This window comes from Rhodobium orientis, assembly GCF_003258835.1.
Classification (GTDB): Bacteria; Pseudomonadota; Alphaproteobacteria; order Rhizobiales; family Rhodobiaceae; genus Rhodobium; species Rhodobium orientis.
The window spans coordinates 21463-37690 of record NZ_NPEV01000021.1 but is presented as its reverse complement, the minus strand read 5'-3'; the positions used below and the strand labels follow the sequence as shown (position 1 = coordinate 37690).

At 66.4% G+C, this 16228-nt stretch carries 14 protein-coding genes; 4 read left to right on the top strand and 10 right to left on the bottom strand.

Annotated features, from left to right (window positions below):
- Positions 1 to 217 precede the first annotated feature (217 nt).
- Genes CH339_RS11250 through CH339_RS11240 form a run of 3 tightly spaced genes read left to right on the top strand, consistent with a single transcriptional unit; the run spans position 218 to position 4607 of the window.
- A complete protein-coding gene (locus CH339_RS11250; protein ID WP_420825896.1) occupies positions 218 to 964 on the top strand; it encodes an ABC transporter ATP-binding protein in 747 nt (248 codons plus the stop codon).
- A gap of 51 nt (positions 965 to 1015) precedes the next feature.
- Positions 1016 to 3382 (top strand): ABC transporter permease, encoded by a 2367-nt coding sequence (locus CH339_RS11245; protein WP_207189578.1) that lies wholly within the window; start codon positions 1016 to 1018, stop codon positions 3380 to 3382.
- Positions 3383 to 3386: 4 nt separating this feature from the next.
- On the top strand, positions 3387 to 4607 hold the full coding sequence (locus tag CH339_RS11240; RefSeq protein ID WP_111434451.1) for an efflux RND transporter periplasmic adaptor subunit: 1221 nt from the start codon (positions 3387 to 3389) through the stop codon (positions 4605 to 4607).
- A 323-nt stretch (positions 4608 to 4930) separates the two neighbouring features.
- Here CH339_RS11240 and CH339_RS11235 read toward each other — a convergent pair whose 3' ends face one another.
- The 10 genes from CH339_RS11235 to fabA form a co-directional block, all read right to left on the bottom strand.
- Positions 4931 to 6265 carry a bifunctional folylpolyglutamate synthase/dihydrofolate synthase gene (locus CH339_RS11235; RefSeq protein WP_111434482.1) on the bottom strand — a complete coding sequence of 445 codons (1335 nt, stop codon included), beginning with the start codon at positions 6263 to 6265 and terminating at the stop codon, positions 4931 to 4933.
- Between the two features lie 139 nt (positions 6266 to 6404).
- Positions 6405 to 7427: an acetyl-CoA carboxylase, carboxyltransferase subunit beta gene (gene accD, locus CH339_RS11230; protein WP_111434450.1), complete on the bottom strand. Its 1023-nt coding sequence runs from the start codon at positions 7425 to 7427 to the stop codon at positions 6405 to 6407.
- 215 nt (positions 7428 to 7642) lie between these two features.
- The gene (gene trpA, locus CH339_RS11225) at positions 7643 to 8482 is read right to left on the bottom strand and encodes a tryptophan synthase subunit alpha (protein ID WP_111434481.1); all 840 of its coding nucleotides are present in this window, start codon (positions 8480 to 8482) and stop codon (positions 7643 to 7645) included.
- A 43-nt stretch (positions 8483 to 8525) separates the two neighbouring features.
- Positions 8526 to 9083 carry a Uma2 family endonuclease gene (locus tag CH339_RS11220; RefSeq protein WP_245408138.1) on the bottom strand — a complete coding sequence of 186 codons (558 nt, stop codon included), beginning with the start codon at positions 9081 to 9083 and terminating at the stop codon, positions 8526 to 8528.
- A gap of 71 nt (positions 9084 to 9154) precedes the next feature.
- On the bottom strand, positions 9155 to 10369 hold the full coding sequence (trpB, locus tag CH339_RS11215) for a tryptophan synthase subunit beta (RefSeq protein WP_111434448.1): 1215 nt from the start codon (positions 10367 to 10369) through the stop codon (positions 9155 to 9157).
- A gap of 23 nt (positions 10370 to 10392) precedes the next feature.
- Positions 10393 to 11058 carry a phosphoribosylanthranilate isomerase gene (locus tag CH339_RS11210; protein WP_111434447.1) on the bottom strand — a complete coding sequence of 222 codons (666 nt, stop codon included), beginning with the start codon at positions 11056 to 11058 and terminating at the stop codon, positions 10393 to 10395.
- Positions 11059 to 11269: 211 nt separating this feature from the next.
- Positions 11270 to 12259, bottom strand: a complete 990-nt coding sequence (locus CH339_RS11205) for an adenosine deaminase (RefSeq protein ID WP_111434446.1) — start codon at positions 12257 to 12259, stop codon at positions 11270 to 11272.
- A gap of 395 nt (positions 12260 to 12654) precedes the next feature.
- Positions 12655 to 13512 (bottom strand): enoyl-ACP reductase FabI, encoded by an 858-nt coding sequence (gene fabI, locus CH339_RS11200; protein WP_111434445.1) that lies wholly within the window; start codon positions 13510 to 13512, stop codon positions 12655 to 12657.
- A gap of 39 nt (positions 13513 to 13551) precedes the next feature.
- The gene (fabB, locus tag CH339_RS11195; RefSeq protein ID WP_111434444.1) at positions 13552 to 14769 is read right to left on the bottom strand and encodes a beta-ketoacyl-ACP synthase I; all 1218 of its coding nucleotides are present in this window, start codon (positions 14767 to 14769) and stop codon (positions 13552 to 13554) included.
- A gap of 202 nt (positions 14770 to 14971) precedes the next feature.
- Positions 14972 to 15493, bottom strand: coding sequence for a 3-hydroxyacyl-[acyl-carrier-protein] dehydratase FabA (fabA, locus tag CH339_RS11190; RefSeq protein WP_111434443.1), 522 nt, complete (start codon positions 15491 to 15493; stop codon positions 14972 to 14974).
- A gap of 318 nt (positions 15494 to 15811) precedes the next feature.
- Between fabA and irrA the strand changes: the two genes are divergently transcribed.
- Positions 15812 to 16210, top strand: coding sequence for an iron response transcriptional regulator IrrA (gene irrA, locus CH339_RS11185; protein WP_201240953.1), 399 nt, complete (start codon positions 15812 to 15814; stop codon positions 16208 to 16210).
- Positions 16211 to 16228: the final 18 nt, after the last annotated feature.

The following is a 16228-nucleotide window of genomic DNA, read 5'->3' as shown; positions in this document are numbered from 1 at the left end:
GCCTCTTCCTTGGGCGCATTCTAAATTCCGGTCGCCAGGATTGCCGCCATCGCGGCCCTTGCCGGCCCGCCTTGCCGCCGGTGCGAGCGGCATCTTCCAGGCGCGGGCTTTCGCCGCGGCGCGCCCCGGTTGTCCCCTGGCGCCTTCTCCCCCATCTCGGCGGCGACACCCGCAGCGGGTGCCAAGCGGGACCGGGACGCGTAGGATGGCCGGCGTGATGACAATGACAGAACGGAACGGGCACCCGGCCGAAGCGGCCGCCGGCCCTGTCTTTCGCACAGACGGCCTCGTCAAGGTCTACAAGACCGGCGCGGTGGAGGTTCAGGCGCTGCGCGGCGTCGACTTCACCGCGGCCGCCGGCGAGTTCGTCGTCCTGCTCGGCCCGTCCGGCTCGGGCAAGTCGACCTTTCTCAACATCGTCGGCGGGCTCGATACGGCGACGTCCGGCACCGCCTTCTTCCGCGACACGGAACTGACCGCCCTCGGCGACCGGGAGCTGACCCGCTACCGGCGCGAGCATGTCGGCTTCGTCTTCCAGTTCTACAATCTGGTGCCGAGCCTGACGGCGCTGGAGAACGTCGCGCTCGTTACCGAGATATCCCGCGCGCCGATGGCGCCGGAGGATGCCCTGGCGCTCGTCGGGCTTGCCGAGCGGCTCGACCATTTTCCGGCCCAGCTTTCCGGCGGCGAGCAGCAGCGGGTGGCGATTGCCCGCGCGATTGCCAAGAACCCGGACGTGCTGCTCTGCGACGAGCCGACCGGCGCCCTCGATTCCAGGACCGGCATCCAGGTGCTCGACGCCCTCGTCAAGGTCAACGAGGACCTCGGCACGACGACGCTCGTCATCACCCACAACGTGGCGATCCGCGAGATCGCCCACCGCGTGGTGCGGTTCGGAGACGGCCGCATCGTCGCCGAGGAAACGATCGAGACGCGCAAGCGTCCGGCCGACGTGACCTGGTAGGCTGTCGGCCAAGGGGACCGAGAAGGTCTTGGGGAGGAAGGAAGACGCACCATGGTGCGGAGCCTTGACCGCAAATTGCTGCGCGACCTCGTCCGCCTGTGGCCGCAGGCGCTGGCGATCGCCATGGTGATGGCGGCGGGCGTCGCGACGTTGATCCTCGCCGTCGGCGCCCATCAATCCCTCGACGAGACGCGCGCCGCCTATTACGAACGCAACCGCTTCGCCGACGTCTTTGCCGAGGCAACGCGGGCGCCGAACCGGCTCGGCGACGCCATCGCGGCGATCCCCGGCGTCAGCGCGGTGGAGACCCGCATCGTCGAGGTCGCCCTCCTCGACATCCCCGGCATGAGCGAGCCGGCCTCGGCCCAGCTCGTCTCGCTGCCCGATATCGGCCGGCCGGTGCTCAACCGGCTCTATATGCGCGAGGGACGGCGCCCGATCGTCGGCGACGAGAACGAGGTCGTCGTCAACGAGGCCTTCGCCGAGGCGCACGGCTTTACCATCGGCTCGCGTTTCAAGGCGCTCCTGAAGGGCGCCAAGCGCGAGGTCCGCGTTGTCGGCATCGCCCTGTCGCCGGAGTTCATCTACACCATCGGCCCCGGCGACCTGATGCCCGATCCGCGCCGCTTCGGCATCGTCTGGATGTCGGAAAAGACGCTGGCCGCCGCCTACGACCTCGACGGCGCGTTCTCCAACGTCGCCGTGGCGCTGCTGCGCGATGCCAACGAGGACGCGGTCATCGACGCCCTCGACGACCTCCTCGCCCGCTATGGCGGGGCCGGTGCCTATGGCCGCAAGGACCAGATATCCCACGCCTTCATCGATGCGGAGCTGGAGCAGCTCGCCGCCATGGCGCGCGTCCTGCCGCCGATCTTCCTCATCGTCGCCGCCTTCCTCGTCAACATGACGATGTCGCGGCTGGTGGCGCTGGAGCGCGAGCAGATCGGCCTCCTGAAGGCCATCGGCTACGGCAACGGCGCCATCGGCATGCACTATCTGAAATTCGTGCTCGCCATCGCCGTCGTCGGCACTCTGATCGGGGCGATCGCCGGCACCTGGCTCGGCATCGGCCTTGCCCGGATGTATGGCGACTTCTTCAACTTCCCGTTCCTGATCTTCCGAAAAGATCCTTCCATCTACGTCATCGCCGTCCTCGTCACCGTGGTGACCGCCGGCGTCGGCGCGCTGAAGACGGTCTCCGGCATCGCCAGGCTGTCGCCGGCCGTTGCCATGGCGCCGCCTGCGCCGGCCATCTATTCGCGCTCGCCGTTCTGGCGCATCGCCCGGCTGATCGGCCTGCCGCAAAGCCTCACCATGGTGATCCGCCACCTCGTCCACGTGCCGGTGCGCACCGGCTCGGCGATCCTCGGCATCGCGCTTGGCGTTTCCATCGTCATCGCCTCGATCTGGGCCTACCCGTCCATCGACTTCATGGTCGACGTGACCTTCTTCCGCGCCGACCGGCAGGACGCCTCAATCAGCTTTTCCGAGACCAAGCGCATCGCCGCCGCCTATGAGGTGGCGCGGCTGCCTGGTGTGCTTGCCGTGGAGCCGTTCCGCTCGGTTCCAGTGCGGATCCGCTTCGGCCACAAGGAACGGCGGGTCTCCGTCCTCGGCAAGCCGGCCGATGCGACGCTGAGCCGGGTCATCGACATGGATTTGCGGCCCTTGACCATGCCGGAGACCGGGATTGTCCTCTCCGACATGCTAGCGCGCACCATCGGGGCACGGACCGGCGACATCGTCGAGATGGACCTCCTTGAGGGCGACCGGCGCACCGTGCAGGTGCCGGTGACGGCGACCGTGGAAGGGTTCATCGGGCTTTCCGCCTATATGGAGCTTTCCGCCCTCAACCGGCTGAAGCGCGAGGGGGCGCTGATCTCCGGCGTCTATTTCAGCCTCGATACGGCCAGGCAGGACGCGCTCTATGCCGAGATCACCGACATCCCGGCCGCCAATTTCATCGCGCTGCAAAAAGTGTCGCTGCAGAAATTCCGAGAGACGCTGGCGGAGAACATCTTCATCATGACCTTCGTCTACGTCACGCTCGCCTCTATCATTGCCTTCGGCGTCGTCTACAACTCCGCCCGCATTTCGCTGTCGGAGCGCGGTCGGGAGCTGGCGAGCCTGCGCGTCCTCGGCTTCACGCGGGCCGAGGTCTCGCGCATCCTCCTTTTGGAGTTGGCGATCGTCACCTTCCTTGCCCAGCCGCTCGGCTGCCTCATCGGCTATGGCTTTGCCTATGCCATCGTCACCGGTTTCGAGAGCGAGCTCTATCAGGTCCCGTTCGTGCTGACGCCGGACATCTTCGCCTGGTCGAGCATCGTCGTTCTGTCCGCCGCCGCCATTTCCGCCCTCATCGTCCGGCGGCGGATCGACCGCCTCGACCTCATCGAAGTTCTGAAAACCCGGGAGTGATGCCATGGGCACGCTTGTGCGCCGGTTCGTCTACCTTGTTGTCATCGCAGCTGTTGCCGGCACCATCGCCTGGGCGATGTGGCCGCGTCCGGTCTCCGTCGATACCGCGGAAATCGCCCGCCAGCCGCTGGAAGTGACCGTCGAGGACGAGGGCGTCACGCGCATCCGCGAGGTCTATACGGTCTCCGCGCCGATCTCCGGCAAGGTGACGCGGGCGCCGCGCGAGGTCGGCGATGCGGTGACGGCCGGCGATACCGTCGTCGCGGAGATCATGCCGACCGACCCGACCTTCCTCGATGCGCGCAGCCGGCGGGTCGCGGAAGCCGCGGTGGAAGCCGCGCGGGCTGCCGTGCAGCTCGCCGAGGCCGAGGTGAAACAGGCAACGACCCAGCTCGACTTCGCCAGGAGCGACCTCAGCCGGGCCGCGCGGCTCGCCGAGCGAAAAACGATTTCCGCGCGCACGCTGGAAAAGGCGGAGGTCGACGTGACGACGGCCGAGGCGCAAGTCGCCAGCGCCAGGGCCTCGCTGGAAGTGCGCCGGCGCGAGCTGGAAAGCGCCCGCGCGCAGCTCATCCAGCCGGGCGCGGAGGAAGAGCTGGGCGCCGGCTGTTGCGTCAATGTGCCGGCGCCGGTCAGCGGCCGGGTGTTGAAGCTGATCACGGAGAGCGAGACGGTGGTGACGGCCGGGACAGGGCTTTTAGAAATCGGCGATCCGCACGACCTTGAGATCGTCGTCGACCTCCTGTCGCGCGACGCCGTCAGGGTCACGCCCGGAGCCGAGGCGCAGATCGTGAACTGGGGCGGGCCGAAGCCCCTCAAGGCCGTCGTCAAGCGGGTCGATCCGGCCGCCTTCACCAAGATCTCCGCGCTCGGCATCGAGGAACAGCGGGTCAAGACCATCCTCGACCTGACGAGCCCCGAAGAGGACTGGGCCTCGCTCGGCCACGCGTTCCGGGTGGTCGCCCGCATCGTCGTCTGGCGCGACGAGAATGCGGTCACCGTTCCCCTTGCGGCCCTTTTCCGGCGCGGCGAGGACTGGGCCGTCTTCAAGGTGGTGGGCGGCACGGCGACACTGCAGAAGGTCGAGATCGGGGAAAGGAACCTGCAGCTTGCCGAGGTGAAGGCCGGGCTTGCACCGGGCGACACGGTCATCGTCCATCCGAGCGACACGGTTGCCGACGGCGTTGCCATCGAGGACCGGGGGATGCTGGAGACGGAGGAATGATCCAGGGCGGCGGTCGCTGCTACCCGTAGGGCGGTGTGCCGGCAGCACGTCGCGTCTCTGTCGCGGTGGCTCTGCGTCGCCTGTCACTCGGCGCGATTCATGGGCGTCCTTGCGGCGACGAACCTCCGGTTACCCTCCGCGTCCCACCCCACTCCGCGTCATTGCCGGGCTTGATCCGGCAATCCATTCGGCCTTTGATTTCAATCTCTTAGGGTGGTATATGCCGCTCTTCATCATGGACCACCGGATCAAGTCCGGTGGTGATGCAGAGTGGGGGAAGCGGCCGAGTACACCCAACGCACTCAACATGACCCGCGGGAAACCTATTCCGGCGGGGTACCGTTGAGGTCGAGAGCCTCACCCGCCAGATAAAGCGAGCCGCAGATGAGGATGCGCGGCGGGGCGTCGAAGGGCTCGGCCGCGAGGTGCCGGAGGGCGGCGCCGATGGAGCCGAAGGGGCGCGCCGGAAGGCCGACGTCGCGGGCGGCATCGGCGAGCTCGCCGGGGTCCACCGCGGCCTCCACCTCGGCGATCGGCACGGTGAGGACGTCGCGGGCAAGGCCGGCGAAATGGGAAAAGAAGCCGACCGGATCCTTCGTCGACAGCATGCCCGCAATCAGCACCAGCGGCCGCGGCGCGCGGTCCTGGAGGTCCGCCATGACGGTGGCGACGGCCTGGCCGGCGGCCGGATTGTGGCCGCCGTCGACCCAGAGCTCGGCGTCCTCGGGCGCTTCTTCCACCAGGTTGCCGAAGGAGAGCCGCTGCATCCGCGCCGGCCAGTCGACCTTCGCCAGCCCGGCTTCGACCTCGGCCGTCGGCGGCATGCGGTCGAGCGCGCGAAGGGTCGCAAGGGCAAGGCCGGTGTTGACGAACTGGTGATCGCCGATGAGCCGCGGCGCCGGCAGGTCGAGGAGACCGCCCTCGTCCTGGTAGACGAGCCGGCCATGCTCCTCATGGGCCATCCAGTCGCGGCCGCCGAGCACCAGCGGCGCGCCGATCTCGTCCGCGCGGGCCTCGATCACCTCGGTGACCGCGTCGGCCTGCGGGGCAACGATGGCCGGCACGCCCTTCTTCAGGATGCCGGCCTTTTCGCGCGCGATGTCGCGGATGTCGGAGCCGAGATAGGCCTCGTGGTCGAAAGCGATCGGCGTGATCAGGGTGGCGAGCGGCCTGTCGACCACATTGGTGGCATCCAACCGGCCGCCGAGGCCGACTTCCAGCAGCAGATAGTCGGCCGGGTGGGCGGCGAAGAGGTCGAAGGCGGCCGCGGTGGTGATCTCGAAGATGGTGATCGGAGATCCGCCGTTGAGGTCCTCGGCCTTCAGCAGTGCCTCGGCGAGCGCGACGTCGGAGACGAAGCGGCCGCCGCCCTTCGCTCCCAATCGGACGCGCTCGTTGAAGCGCACCAGGTGGGGCGAGGTGTAGACATGGACGGACTTTCCGGCGGCTTCCAGGACCGCCTTCAGGGTCGCCGAGGTCGAGCCCTTACCGTTGGTGCCGGCGATGTGAATCACCGGCGGCAGACGCCTCTCCGGGTGGTCGAGGGCTGCCAGCACCTGCCACATCCGGTCGAGCGACAGGTCGATGCTTTTCGGGTGGAGCGCGACGAGACGCTCCAGAATCGCGTCGGCCGTCTCGGGGATCGTCGGCAGGTTCATGGTCGCTCGGGGTTGAGAGGCGAGTGTCCCGGCGCCGCGGCCCGGTGAAAAGCCGCGTCGCACGCGGTCGGAAAAATAGGGCGGCAGGGCGGCGACGGCCATGGGCCGGCAAGGCCGCGGCTGTTCTCCGCCGGCCGGCCTATTCGGCCGCTTTCGATTCGGCCGCCTCAACCGGTGCCGGCTCGGGTGCTTTCATCGGCTTTTCCGGCGCCGCGTCCGCCTTTGCAGCTTCAGCGTCGGCGCCCGTCTCTTTCGGCGCCTCGGCGGGCTCGTCGGGCGTTGCCGGCACAGCCTCTGCAATTTCCGCCTTTGCCGGATAGCCGAGCAGGATGCGGCAGATCTTCAACAGCGTCTCGCGCAGGGCCGAGCGCTCGACCACCATGTCGACCATGCCGTGCTCGAACAGATATTCGGCGCGCTGGAAGCCGACGGGCAGCTTTTCGCGGATCGTCTGCTCGATGACGCGCGGGCCGGCAAAGCCGATAAGGGCGCCGGGCTCGGCCAACTGGATGTCGCCGAGCATGGCGTAGGAGGCGGTGACGCCGCCGGTCGTCGGGTTGGTGAGGACGACGATATAGGGAAGGCCGGCTTCCTTCAGCGCCGAGACGGCGACCGTGGTGCGCGGCATCTGCATGAGGGAGAGGATGCCCTCCTGCATGCGCGCGCCGCCGGACGCGGCAAAGAGGATGAAGGGTTTTTTCTCGGCGCGGGCGAGATCGGCGCCGGTGATGATCGCCTCGGCGGCGGCCATGCCGAGCGAGCCGCCCATGAAGTCGAATTCCTGCACCGCGCAGATGACGCCGATCTCGTCGATGGCGCCGCGGGCGACCAGCACCGCGTCCTCAAGCTCCGTCTTGGCCTTGGCGTCGCGCAGGCGATCGGTGTAGCGCCGCTCGTCGCGGAATTTCAGCGGATCGACCGGGACCTCGGGGGTCTCGATCTGGACCCAGGCATCGGTGCCGAGGATCATGTCGAGGCGCTTGCGGCAGGGCATGCGCATGTGGTGGCCGGAACTCGGCACCACCCAGTTGTTGGCCTCCAGATCCCGGTGGAACACCATCTCGCCGGTATCAGGGCACTTGATCCAAAGCTTCTCGGGCACCTCGCGCTTGTTGAGGAGCCCCTGAATCTTCGGGCGAACGACGTTGTTGATCCAGTTCACGTGTCTTCGATCCGTTTTTCTTAGAGCGTTTCAGGCGATTACGGAATCGCCTGAAACGCTCTAACTTTTTGTTTTGACGCGTATTCTTATCCGAAAACCGGTTCCCACTTTTCGGGAATACGCTGTAGTCCGGCGCCAGGAAGACAGCGCCAGCATCTGGGTAGCCTGCAAATCCGGCCGAATTCCGGCCGCGCGGCGTGCGTGGAGATCGCCGGTCAGGCGTCCTGAAGCCGCGCCGACCGTACGCCCTCGGCAAGGGCGCTGACAAGGCGGGTCACGGAAGGCACCGTCTCGGCGGTCGCGCCATTCGCCGCATCGAGGCTGGCGCGGATGGTATCGACGATGGCCGAGCCGACGACGACACCGTCCGCCGCCGCGCCGATGGCGCGGGCCTGTTCGGCCGTCCGGACGCCGAAGCCGACGGCGACCGGCAGGTCGGTCTTTGCCTTGATGCGGCCGACCGCACGGCCGACAGCATCGGCATCGGGCGCGGCCGATCCGGTGATGCCGGTGATAGAGACGTAGTAGACGAAGCCGGAGGTGTTTTCGAGGACGGCCGGCAGCCGTGCCTCGTCGGTCGTCGGCGTGGCGAGGCGGATGAAGTTGATGCCGACCTCCATCGCCGGCAGGCAGAGCTCGTCGTCGGCCTCGGGCGGCAGGTCGACGATGATGAGGCCGTCGACGCCGGCGTCCTTGGCGTCCTTCAGGAAGCGCTCATTGCCGTAGGAATAGATCGGGTTGTAGTAGCCCATCAGGACGATGGGGGTCGTATCGTCGCCTTCGCGGAAGCGGCGGACCATTTCCAGCGTCTTGACCATCGTCTGGCCGGCCTTCAGGGCGCGGAGGCCGCCCGCCTGCACGGCCGGGCCGTCGGCCATCGGATCGGAAAACGGCATGCCAAGCTCGATGACGTCGGCGCCGGCACCGGGCAGCGCCTTGACGATTTCAAGGCCGGCCTCGAAGCCCGGATCGCCGGCGGTGATGAAGGTGACGAGGGCCGGGCGGCCTTCCGCTTTCAGCGCGGCGAATTTTCTGTCGATGCGGGTGGTGGTCATCGGGGTCGTGTCTTTCCAATAGCGGCGGATACCGTCGCCGGGATCATGCGGGTTGGTCGGCCTCAAATGCGAGGCCGTCGTAAAGGTCGACGAGCGCCAGTCCGGCGCCGAGTTCGGGCAATTCCACGACGCTGTCGAGGCCGATGAAATCGCGACTGTCCCAGAGCCGGGACGCATCGCGGAAATAAAGCTTGGCGCGCGGCGCGTCGGTGTCGAGGAAGAGCACATAGGCGAGCGTATCGAGCGCCTTGTATTCTTCGAGCTTCTGGACCTGATCGAAGGCGCGGGTCGATTTCGACAGCACCTCGACGACCATGCGCGGGTCGTTGGCCTGAAGATCGGTGCCCACGAACGCGCCGCAATCGACGGTGACGTTGGGACGGCGGACGTTAGCGCCGTGTCCCGTGAAGACTGTGATGTTGTCGGTCGTCGGCCAGCACGGCGATCCACGCAGGGCATTGCGAAGTTCGACAAGCGTATTGACGACAACCTGATCGTGCCGGCGCGTCGCCCCGGTCATCATCTGCACCGGAAAACCGCCGACGAGTTCCCACTTGTCGTCGCGTCCCTCGTGCCAGGCGAGGAACTCCGCAGCGGTCATCTGAACATGCGCCATTTCGCCCATGGGCATCACACCTCAGGCAGCCGATCCGGGATGTTGCCGGAAGCTTATCATATGTCCATGCCGAGATGGCCGGCGACGGCGAAGACGTCCTTGTCGCCGCGGCCGCACATGTTCATGACGATGATCTGGTCCTTGTCCATGGTCGGCGCCAGCTTCATGACATGGGCGAGTGCGTGGGCGGGTTCCAGCGCCGGGATGATGCCTTCCAGCTTCGTGCAGAGCTGGAACGCCTCCAGCGCCTCGTCGTCGGTCGCCGGCACGTAAGTAACGCGGCCGATGTCCTTCAGGTGCGAGTGCTCCGGGCCGATGCCGGGATAGTCGAGGCCGGCCGAGATCGAATGGCCTTCCAGGATCTGGCCGTCGTCGTCCTGGAGGAGGTAGGTGCGGTTACCGTGCAGCACGCCGGGGCGGCCGGCGTTCAGCGAGGCGCAGTGCTCGTCGCCCTCAAGGCCCTTGCCGCCGGCTTCGACGCCGTAGATGGCAACGCTGGTGTCATCGAGGAAGGGATGGAAGAGGCCGATGGCGTTGGAGCCGCCGCCGACGCAGGCGACCACCGCATCGGGGAGCCGCCCTTCGGCCTCGGCAAGCTGGGCCTTTGCCTCCTCACCGATCACCGACTGGAAGTCGCGGACCATCTCCGGATAGGGGTGCGGGCCGGCGGCCGTGCCGATCAGGTAGTAGGTGGACTCGACATTTGTGACCCAGTCGCGGAGCGCCTCGTTCATGGCGTCCTTGAGGGTGCCGGCGCCGGCGGTCACCGGGACGATCTCCGCGCCGAGGAGCTTCATGCGGAAGACGTTGGGCTTTTGCCGCTCGACGTCGGTGGCGCCCATATAGACGACGCAGGGAAGGCCGAAGCGGGCGCAGACGGTGGCGGTGGCGACGCCATGCTGGCCGGCGCCGGTCTCGGCGATGATCCGGGTCTTGCCCATGCGGCGGGCGAGCAGGATCTGGCCGAGCGTGTTGTTGATCTTGTGCGAGCCGGTGTGGTTGAGCTCGTCGCGCTTGAAGTAGATCTTTGCACCGCCGAGATGCTCGGTCAGCCGCTCGGCGAAATAGAGCGGGCTCGGACGGCCGGCATAGTCCTTGGAGAGCACCTTCAGTTCGGCGGCGAATTCCGGATCGGCCTTGGCCGCGGTCCAGGCCTCTTCCAGGCTGAGGATCAGCGGCATCAGCGTCTCGGCGACGTAGCGGCCACCGAAGATGCCGAAAAAGCCCCGCTCGTCGGGTCCGGAACGGTAGGTGTTCGGCTGAACGGTCACGACAAGCTCCTTTTCGCTGCGCCTTACTGCGGCGCAAATTTCGCATCGGCGGCGACACGGGTCGCGGCGACGAAGGCGCGGATCATGTCCGCGTCCTTTTCCCCCGGCGCGCGCTCCACTCCGGACGAGACGTCGACGCCGATCGCCCGGGTGCGGCGGACCGCCTCTGCAACGTTCGCCGCATCAAGCCCGCCGGAAAGCATGAAGTCAACTGCGGGGTCAAGGGTGTCGAGCAGCGACCAGTCGAAGGTTTCTCCAAGGCCCCCGGGCCGGGTGGCACTCTTCGGCGGCTTGGCGTCGAACAGCAGGCGGTCGGCGATGCCCGCATAGGCGCCGGCGCGCTCAAAGTCTTCGGGCGAGGAGACGCCGAGGGCCTTCATCACCGAACGGCCATGGCGCGCCCTCACCTCGGCGACCCGTTCCGGGCTCTCCGTGCCGTGGAGCTGCAGCCAGTCGGGTGCGACCGTTTCCATCACGGTATCCAGCAGGGCGTCGTCCGGGTTGACCGTCAGCGCGACGATCTCGGCCCGGCCGCGGGCTTTTTCTGCAAGGCGGGCGGCCGTCTCAGGCGCGACATGGCGCGGGCTTTTGGGAAAGAAGACGAGGCCGATCATGTCGGCGCCAGCCTCCAGCGCCGCGTCCATGGCACCGTCGGTCTTCAGGCCGCAGATTTTTATGATCAGAGACATGGGTGTCCGAGCCCGCCTACCAATCCACCATCACACAAACGGCGACGTGGTTTTCTGGATTGCCACGTCGCCTTCCCGGGGTCGCGTCACGCGCCGCTCCCCGTCCTACGGACCCTCGCAATGACGCCGAGAGGGGTTGAACCGTTCCGGCAAACTGTCATTGCGAGCGCAGCGAAGCAATCCAGGAACGGCCACACCGTGCGCAAAAAGCTCACGCCGCAGCCATATCCACTTCCGCCAGCCGCCGCGCCTTTTCGCCGTCGTCGAGGAAGGAGCCGGCAAAGGAATTCTTGACCAGCGCTACGACGTCTGCCTTCGACAGGTCGAAGGCTTCGGCCACGGCCTTCAGGTTGTCGCCCACATAGCCGCCGAAATAGGACGGATCGTCGGAGTTGACGGTGACGCAGAGGCCCGCATCCAGCATCTGCTTCACCGGGCTTTGACCGACCGTGTCGATCACCTTCAGGGACAGGTTGGAGAGTGGGCAGGAGGTGAGCGCGACGCCGCGCTCGGCGATCTCGCGAACGAGGTCCGGATCCTCCATCGCCCGGTTGCCGTGGTCGATGCGGTCGACGCCGATCTCGACCAGCGCCTGGCGCACATAGTCGGGCGGGCCCTCCTCGCCGGCATGGCAGCAAAGCTTGAACCCCAGCTCGCGGCAGCGCGCGAAAAGCCTGGCGAAGTCGCGCGGCGGATGGCCAAGCTCGGAGGAATCGAGCCCGAAGCCGGCGAACCGGTCGTACCAGGGCTCGGCCTCCGCCAGCGCCTTGAAGCCGTCCTCTTCCGGCAGATGGCGCAGGAAATTCGGGATCAGCTTCCAGGTGATGCCGTGGCGGGTCTCGCCGTCTTCAAGGCCTTTCAGAATGCCCTCGACGGCGACGGCGAACGGCACGCCGCGGCCGGTATGGGCCTGCGGGTCGAAGAAAACCTCCACATGGACGACGTTGTCGGCGGCGACGCGGTCGAGATAGGCGCGGGTGAGATCGAAGAAGTCCTCCTCCTCGCGCAGCACGTTCATGCCCTGGTAGTAGAGGTCGAGAAACTCCTGGAGGTTTGAGAAGCGATAGGCGGCGTGCAGTTCCTCCACCGAGGCATAGGGCAGCTTGAGCCCGTTGCGCGCGGCGAGCCGGAACATCAGCTCGGGCTCGAGCGAGCCCTCGATATGAATGTGCAGCTCGGCCTTCGGCAGGCGGTGGATCATTCTTTTGTCTCACGGCAGCTCGCGGGCGCTCGCGCCTCCGACGGGGCGGCCTGACCGGCCGGCGCCCGTTCGGGCTTGCGAACCCTGCGGGTTCGGTCTTGCGCCGCTTGTCTCACGGCAGCTCGTGGGCGCTCGCGCCTCCGACGGGGCGGCCTGACCGGCCGGCGACCGTTCGGGCTTGCGAACGCTCCGCGTTCGATGTGATGCCGTATGTCTCACGGCAGTTCGCGGACGTTCGCGCCTCCGACGGGCGGCCTCATCGGCCGGCGACCGTTCGGGCTTTCGAACGCTTTGCGTTCGGTACCGTGCCCAATCCGCGCACGTACCGCTTTCTTTTTCAGATTATAGAGCCTTGGACGGTGGCGAACACCTGCCGAACCGGGCGGCCGCTGCCTTTAGTGCGCTGCCGCGCCGGCGTCGGTCTCTTCCTCGACCTTTTCGGCTTCCTCGCGCCTTTCCTCGGCCTTCAGTTCCCCGAGCCGCGGCATGGAGACGATGGAATAGCCGGAATCGACGAAATGGACCTCGCCGGTGACGCCGGTGGACAGGTCGCTCAGAAGGTAGAGGGCCGTGCCGCCGATCTCCTCAAGGGTGACGGTGCGGCCGAGCGGCGAGTTCTTCTTCTGGTAATTGTACATCAGCCGGGCATCGGTGACGCCCGAACCGGCAAGGGTCCGCACCGGGCCGGCGGAAATGGCGTTGACGCGGATGTCTTCCAGGCCGAAATCCATGGCGAGATAGCGCACCGAGGATTCCAGCGCCGCCTTGGCGATGCCCATGACGTTGTAGTTGGGCATGATGCGGGTCGAGCCGCCATAGGTCAGCGTGATCATCGAGCCGCCGTTCGGCATCATCGCGGCGGCGCGCTTGGCGACCTCGGTGAAGGAAAAGCAGGAGATCAGCATGGTGCGGGAAAAATTCTCCCGGCTGGTCTCCGAATAGCGCCCCTTCAGCTCGTTCTTGTCGGAATAGGCGATGGCGTGGACGATAAAGTCGATCGATCCCCATTTCTCGGCAAGGGTCTGGAAGACGGCATCGACGGACGAAATATCCTCCACGTCGCAGGGCAGCAGCATGGTCGAGCCGATCGATTCGGCGAGCGGCTTCACCCGCTTGCCGAACGCATCGCCCTGATAGGTGAACGCCAATTCCGCGCCGTGCTCGCTCAGCGTTCGGGCAATCCCCCACGCGATCGAGTTGCGGTTGGCGACGCCCATGACAAGGCCCCGCTTGCCCTCCATCAAATTGCTCATCCGTCCTGCCCAAACGTTCGTGAAAAAGGGATCTCGCGGTCAGCCGTTGTAGCGCTGCAGCGCCAGCGTGGCGTTGGTGCCGCCGAAGCCGAAGCTGTTGGTGATCGCAAGGTCGATATCGACATTGTCGATACGCTGGCGGACGATGTTGGCGTCGGCCACTTTCGGATCGATTTCGAAGATGTTGGCGCTTTCGGCGATGAAGCCGTTCTGCATCATCAACAGGGTGTAGATGGTCTCGTGGACGCCGGCGGCGCCCTGGGCGTGGCCGGTCAGCGATTTGGTGGCGCTGATCGGCGGCATGTCGTCGCCGAACACCTCGCGGATGGCATCGATCTCCGGGCCGTCGCCGACCGGTGTCGACGTGGCGTGGGGATTGATGTAGTCGACCTTCCCGCCGACTTTTTCCAGCGCCAGGCGCATGCAGCGCGCGCCGCCCTCGCCGGAGGGCGCGACCATGTCGGCGCCGTCGGCGGTTGCGCCGTAGCCGACGATTTCCGCATAGATCTTGGCGCCGCGGGCCTTGGCGTGCTCCAGCTCCTCCAGGATGACTATGCCGCCGCCGCCGGTGATGACGAAGCCGTCGCGGTCCTTGTCATAGGCGCGCGAGGCGGTCGCAGGCGTGTCGTTGAAGTTCGCCGACATGGCGCCCATGGCGTCGAACAGCACCGACAGCGTCCAGTCCAGCTCCTCGCCGCCGCCGGCGAACATCACGTCCTGCTTGCCCCACTGGATCATTTCCGCGGCGTTGCCGATGCAGTTGGCGCTGGTCGAGCAGGCCGAGGAGATCGAGTAGTTGACGCCCTTGGTCTTGAAATAGGTGGACAGGTTGGCCGAGCAGGTCGACGACATCGCCTTGGGGACGGCGAACGGGCCGACGCGGCGCGGGCCCTTGTCGCGGGTGACGTCGGCGGCGTTGACGATGGCGACCGTGGACGGGCCGCCGGAGCCGACGATGAGGCCGGTGCGCGGATTGCTGACCTCGCTGTCCTCCAGGCCGGCGTCGGCGATCGCCTGTTTCATGGCGACGAAGGCATAGGCCGCGCCGTCGCCCATGAAGCGGCGCGCGCGCCGGTCGACGACCTCGTCGAGATCGATCTTCAGGCTGCCGTGGACCTGGCTGCGAAAGCCGAGCTCCGTATACTTCTCGGCGGCAACAATCCCCGACCGGGCATCCCGGAGGCTTGCCAGCACTTCCTGGCAGTTGTTGCCGATCGACGACACGATCCCCATTCCCGTGACGACTACCCGTCTCATCTCGGTCTCCCGGTCACAAATCTATTTTCCGCACGGTTTACGCCACGTCACGCACCGGCCCAAGGGAAATGATGTCCTCCCTGCCGGCGCGGCAGGGATCACCATTTTCGGTCCGGGTCGGGGACGCGGCCACGAAATCCTCACGGCGACGGCCCGGGACGCCAACGGACCCGGGCAACGCCGCCAATTTCTTACGGCGATCCTAGAACGCCTCGGCCTCGGCGGTAAACAGACCGACACGCAGGCCCGCCGCCTTATAGATGGTGTTGCCGTCGGCCTTAAGCCAGCCGTCGGCGATGCCGAGCACCAGCTTGGAGCGCATGACCCGCTTCAGGTCGATGCCGTACTGGATGTGCTTCACCTTCGGCGTGACCATGCCGGAGAATTTCACCTCGCCGACGGAGAGCGCGCGGCCGCGGCCGGGCTCGCCGAGCCAGCCGAGGAAGAAGCCGAGCATCTGCCACAGGGCATCGAGGCCGAGGCAGCCCGGCATCACCGGATCGCCCTTGAAGTGGCAGGGGAAGAACCACAGGTCCGGCTTGATCTCGAGTTCGGCGCGCACCTGGCCCTTGCCGAACTCGCCGCCCTCCTCGCTGATCGCGGAAATGCGATCGAACATCAGCATCGGCGGCAACGGGAGCTGAGCGTTGCCCGGCCCGAAAAGCTCTCCGCGGCCGCAGGCCAGAAGGTCTTCATAGTCGTATTCCGAACGGCGTTGTTCCATTCCAGCTACCGTACCTCAAAAATCGCGCGCCTTTTCGGCGCGTGTGACTGGTTCATCCGACAAATCGGGCCCTACCTAACACACGTCTCCGTCCCGGTGAAAGGGTTCGGATAGCGCGGCAAAGCTGATATGTGAACTGCAAGCTTGCTTATTGGAATGAGAATTTTTATTTTATATGTGTATATCGCTTTCTGTTGACATATGACGCCGGTCCGGGGACAGCCGACGTAGCCACTGGATGGGATCTGAACGTTGGACGCGATTTCGACTATCAAGGCTCGCAAAACCTACTCCGCCGCGCCGAGGCGCCGCGACGGCGTGGACGTCGTCGGACTCCTGCGCTCCGCCGGCCTCAGGCCGACGCAGCAGCGCCGCGCGCTGGCCGAACTGCTGTTTGCAGGAGGCGGCCGCCACATCACCGCAGAATGCCTGCGGGAAGATGCGATGAAGGCCGGCATTCCGGTCTCGCTGGCGACAATCTACAATACTCTCAATCAGTTCACCGATGCAGGCCTGCTTCGCGAACTGGCGATTGACGCCAACAAGACCTATTTCGACACCACCACCCACGAGCACCATCACTATTTCGTGGAAGGCACCGACGAGGTGTTCGACATCCCGGAAATGGAACTGTCGATCACCGACCTGCCGGAGCCTCCGGAGGGGATGGAAATTGCCCGCGTCGACGTGGTGGTGCGGCTGCGTCCCAAGAGCTGACGCCAGAGACGACGAGAT